We start from the raw sequence: 834 nt of genomic DNA, 5'->3' as shown, positions 1-834 counted from the left end.
GAGCGAAGTGGCCATCACCGCCGACCGCATGAGCATGGGTGATGCCACGTTGCACGCAGATTCGTTGAACATCACCATACCTGAGCTGACCATCGATTCGGCGTTGGGGCGAACGCTTTCGCACAGTCTGTCTTCCGGGACGGCGGTGACGGTCGATACCGCGGACGCGTATCCGCCTCGGCGCACGGGCGACATCGTCGTGGGCGGCGATGTGCGCTGGACAGGCGCAGCGCCGTTCTACTTCCGCACGCGGCATTCAGTGACTTTCTCACCGGGCGTGACCGTCGCCAACGCAGGTAGCGGAAAGTTCACCGTTGCCGCTGACGCTCTGGGAGCCAACAACGGCGGGAGTGTGTCGAACTACGGCGTGCTCGACTGGTGTCGCAGCACTGGTCTCGTTGAGATGTATTACGACCGCAACGGCTTATATGGTCCCGGCGTGCAGCACAGCAACCTGGCGTGGCGACCGGCACACCTGAGCGGGCTGAAGACTCAAATCACCGGCTACATGCAGATCAACGATCCCACCGACTTCAGCGCTATCTACGACAACCTCGCTGGCAACTATCGCGTAAAGAGCTTTTTCAACGGTGGCGCGCTGCCAGCGCCCATCGGTAGTGCGGAGCATCCGTTCGCCGGACAGTTCGACGGCGGCGGCGGGCTCTTCTCTGTAAGCATAGACGCGCGCAATACCAATTCCAGTTCGACTACCGGTCTCTTTGGCGTGGTCGGCGAGGGGGCGGTGGTCCGTGACTTTGCTTTGACCGACGGCTCGGCCACGGCGAGCGAAGGCGCGCTAGGCATGATAGCGGGGCGCAACGACGGGCTGATAAT

Annotated in this window: 1 pseudogene; it reads left to right on the top strand. The window is 62.2% G+C overall.

From position 1 onward, the window contains the following. Nucleotides 1-834, top strand: a pseudogene (locus AWB67_RS41285) (filamentous hemagglutinin N-terminal domain-containing protein); the annotation flags it as partial.

It is taken from the genome of Caballeronia terrestris (assembly GCF_001544515.1).
GTDB lineage: Bacteria > Pseudomonadota > Gammaproteobacteria > Burkholderiales > Burkholderiaceae > Caballeronia > Caballeronia terrestris.
Note: the sequence above shows the minus strand (reverse complement) of the source record. Positions and strands in the feature narration are given on the sequence as shown.